Source organism: Mycobacterium sp. (assembly GCF_049281135.1).
In the GTDB taxonomy this organism is placed as follows: domain Bacteria; phylum Actinomycetota; class Actinomycetes; order Mycobacteriales; family Mycobacteriaceae; genus Mycobacterium.
Window position 1 is genome coordinate 1 of record NZ_JBAPRN010000430.1, and the last position, 3,706, is coordinate 3,706.

Here is a 3,706-nt window from a genome sequence, read left to right on the forward strand (position 1 = left end):
ATCGTCGGCAGCAGCATCGGGGAGAACTGGTCGACGAGCACCAGCCGGCCGCCGGGACACAGCACCCGTGCGCATTCGCGCAGCCCCGCTTGCTGATCAGACCAGTGATCGAATGAGGTCGTGCTGACGATCAGGTTGAACGTGCCGTCGGGATAGCCGATCTGTTCGGCGACACCGGCAACGAACGCCAACCGGTCGTCTTGCGCAATGGCATTGGCCGTCTTCACCATCGCGGGTGCGGCATCGAGGCCGACAAGCTGTTGGGCGTCGGGATAGCGGCTTGCCAGTTCGCGCAGCAGATAACCGGTGCCGCAGCCCACATCGAGCACGCGGTCGGGCGCCGCGACGGTCGCCACAGCGAGACTGGCGGTGCGCTGGGAGATCTGGTGATGGAGGCGACCCCGCCAGCCATGGTCGTAGCTCGCGGCCCGATCGTTGAACTCGGCGACGTCCCGATACGGCGGCACCTGGCTAGTGTGCCACCGGCTAGTGCCGTTCGGCGAGGCGTTTCAGATTGAGCAGTTGCCTTCGGGCCATGACAAGATCGCCGACCGATAGCCCCGCAGTCAGCCAACGGCTCATGGCCGTAACAAGTTTCATCAGCAGGCGGGTTGACTGCCCATCGGGTACCAACACGTAAGAGATGCATGCTCCCATGATCTCGCCGGTAAGGTGCTCCCGCGGCTCGACGGCAAGGATGCGTCCGAACGGTCGGGTCGCGGCAGTGGAAAACGATTCGCCGACGACGGGCTCGGGTAGGCCGACGAGCTGTTGGGGTGATCGACGGCCCAGGTTGTCGATCCAGTCGTAGGAGTAGGGCGCGATCCTGATCTGACTTACCCAGCGCCACAGCGTCTCCGGGGTGGACTGCACGGTGACCCCACGCCATGCCTGCAAGGTCGGTTTGGGCACGAAGTCATCGCACGGGTAGTGCTGGGCGACTTCGTCGTCCGTCACATTCCAACGATCGCCTATCATCGAAATTCAGGCTAGTCGTCAGGCGGGTCGAGTCTCCGCGAAGGAGTTCGTCGGGCCCGCAGTAACCACTGTGTGCAGTTCAGCGTGGCTCGCCATGTCATGGTCTGGTCCGCACGCGAAGAACGCCTTGTCCGCGTTGGCGCTGCCGTCGCCAGCCCGGTGCGGTGAATGGTGAACCTGGCGGGGGTGGCTTACCGATGCGCGAAGGCTTCCCGAAGGTAGATGCGCAATTTAAGTCTTCTAAGTAAAAGGGCTTACCGCGACCACAGTTGTTTGTTAGGCTCCTCTCAGGTTTCTGCCAGGGGCCTCTGACGGTACGGCCGGGTCGTCGGCGGAGATCATTGAAAGGCTCAACTATGGACGTTCGTAAAATCGGTGCGGTCGGCGGCTTCGCGGTCGGAGCGGCACTGACATTGGCACCTCTCGCGTCCGCGGACACGCTCACCGACACTGTCGACAGTGAGATTTCGACGCTGAACTCCATCTTCGTGAGCGAGGTCGCCATCTCGGGTGGCCCAGCCAGCGGCGAGATCATCACGAACGGTGCCAACACATTCGACACCACCACGCTGCTGTACGCACCAGACAGTGGTACCCCCACTCTTCTCGACTACGAGCTGTACGGGCTCAACCCGATCTCCAATGCCTCCCCTGACCCCGGTGCCTACGACGTGTTCAATGGCTCGTTGGCCGAGCTCGACGACGCCTACAACGTCGCCCTGTACTCGATGGCGAACCCCGACGCCGCGATCAGCTCGATTCCACTCGGCGACCTATTCGGATCGGAGAGCATCATCAACGAAGCGTTGGGCACCGGATTCGCCCTGAACGCCTTCGCCGACTTCTTGAACAATGCCTTCATCGACCTGTTTAGTTACCAGTTCCTCTGACCTCCAGCGCTCTAGTCAGCTGCACAACGAACCCCCGGGGAACACTCCGGGGGTTCGTTGTGGACAGGTCACGCCTCTTCAGGCGACGAAGTTGATGGTTACCCCGCAGAGCGTCGTACTGCGAGTATGTGCGTCCGCGGCACGCAGATCCACAGCGCATACCCCGTCGCCGCGATCGTCACCGGGTGGAACGAAGCGCAGCACACCTTCCTCGAGGGGTATGTGGTACTCGTCCCCGATTGCGGTCACCGCACCCCCGACCAACGCCGCCCACCTCTCGGCCGTACTGGCTGGGTGCTCGGACTGCATCGCCACGCCGACCATGTCGGTGACCACGCGCGTTGCGATGTGATTGCGCCAGTCGGGTCCAGCCCAGCCCCAGTCATCCCATTGGTCGGATTGGTCGACCGACAGAATCGCCGCGCCGACGTCCTTTGGGTGCAGGTGTATTCCGGTGATGTCCGGCCGGGCCGCGGTGAAAACGACTCGTACATTGTGGGTTTCAATACGCCGCCTCATCTCGTCGAGATCGTCGACCTGGAGAATCACCATGTACCCGCCATCGCCCTTGCGTTTGTCGAGCTGGCGGCCCGCGGTTGTGCCTGCCCGCACCGGTGAGACCACCTCGAGCAGCTTCTCTCCAACAGGGAAGAGCGCGTTCTTGAGACCGAACACGCCGACGTCGGGATCTCGGTAGCACAGCTCTACGCCGAGTTCTTCGATGATGCCGGCCTCCGCCGGCGCCAGCTCAGCAGCGACCAAAGCCACCTGTCGAAGTCTCACTCGCATATCCGCGTCCTTTGGGTGAAGTTGCAGCACAATTATTAGCCGACGTGACTCAGACGCTGGCGCGGCCGATCGCATGCACCGCCTCGGCGAGCGCGTCGGCCAGCGGGCCGATGTCGTCGATGTCGATGCTGGAGACGGTGATCCGTATCCCCGGCGGAGTTGCGATCCGGAATCGTGTTCCCGGCGCCGCGGCCCAGCCCGCGCTCAGCAGCCGGGTGATCGCCACCGTTTCGTCCGGCACCGGAATCCAGACATTGAGGCCGGACCGGCCGCGAGATGCCACATCGCGATCGGCCAGCGCCGCGTGCAGCAGCTCCCGGTTGCGGGTGTAGGCGATTTCGGCCTCCTGCACTCTGCGGGTGACGGCCTTGTCGCGCCACAAGTTGACCGCGAGGTCTTGCAGCAAGTGGCTGATCCAGCCCGGTCCCAACCGCAGCCGCCCGTGAACGCGCTCAACCGTGCGTCGATCGCCGGCCAGCAGAGCCAGTCTCAGGTCAGGCCCGTATGCCTTGGCGGCCGACCGCACGAACGCCCACTGCCGGGTGGCGCCGGCCAGGGTGTGCAACGGTGCGCCGGCGATGCCTGCGCAATGATCGTCTTCGACGAGCAACACGTCGTCGTGGTCAACGAGTAACGCGCGCAACTCTTTTGCCCGTGCGGCGGAGACGGCGCCGCCGGTCGGATTCTGGGCACGCGTCGTCACCACGATTGCCCGCACCCCGCGGCTCAGCGCGCGGGCAACATCGGCGGTCAGCGGCCCGTCGTCGTCGACTCTGATCGGCTCTGCCGGAAAGCCCAGCGCGGCCAGCAGATCCAGCAGGTTGGCCCAACCGGGATCTTCGACCGCCACGCGGTCGCCAGGACGCAGCTGGGCGGTGAGCACCCGCTCGATGCCGTCGAGGGCCCCGGCGGTCACGGCGATGTGCTCGGCCGGAACACCGTCCGCGGTCAGCGACGACTGGGCATACTCCGCCAACTCTGGCGACACCGCCGGGTCGCCGTACAGCACCGGTGTGGCTCGCCGCGAATTGAGCCGAGCGACGGGCAGC

5 protein-coding genes are annotated in these 3,706 nt (G+C 64.6%); 1 reads left to right on the forward strand and 4 read right to left on the reverse strand.

Features of this window, described 5'->3' with window-relative positions; genetic code table 11:
* Window positions 1–467, reverse strand: a 467-nt coding sequence (locus WAN02_RS17660; protein ID WP_422265537.1) for a class I SAM-dependent methyltransferase, incomplete at its 3' end; no start/stop codon positions are given.
* A 19-nt stretch (window positions 468–486) separates the two neighbouring features.
* Complete coding sequence (locus tag WAN02_RS17665; RefSeq protein WP_422265539.1) at window positions 487–957, reverse strand: polyketide cyclase; 471 nt, start codon at window positions 955–957, stop codon at window positions 487–489.
* Between the two features lie 377 nt (window positions 958–1,334).
* Between WAN02_RS17665 and WAN02_RS17670 the strand changes: the two genes are divergently transcribed.
* Complete coding sequence (locus tag WAN02_RS17670) at window positions 1,335–1,868, forward strand: hypothetical protein (protein WP_422265540.1); 534 nt, start codon at window positions 1,335–1,337, stop codon at window positions 1,866–1,868.
* A 78-nt stretch (window positions 1,869–1,946) separates the two neighbouring features.
* On the opposite strand, the gene WAN02_RS17675 is transcribed toward WAN02_RS17670, so the two are convergent.
* Both WAN02_RS17675 and WAN02_RS17680 read right to left on the reverse strand, forming a co-directional pair.
* On the reverse strand, window positions 1,947–2,636 hold the full coding sequence (locus WAN02_RS17675; RefSeq protein WP_422265541.1) for a hypothetical protein: 690 nt from the start codon (window positions 2,634–2,636) through the stop codon (window positions 1,947–1,949).
* A 70-nt stretch (window positions 2,637–2,706) separates the two neighbouring features.
* Window positions 2,707–3,706 (reverse strand): aminotransferase class I/II-fold pyridoxal phosphate-dependent enzyme (locus WAN02_RS17680; RefSeq protein ID WP_422265542.1); only part of this gene is annotated, 1,000 nt, incomplete at its 5' end.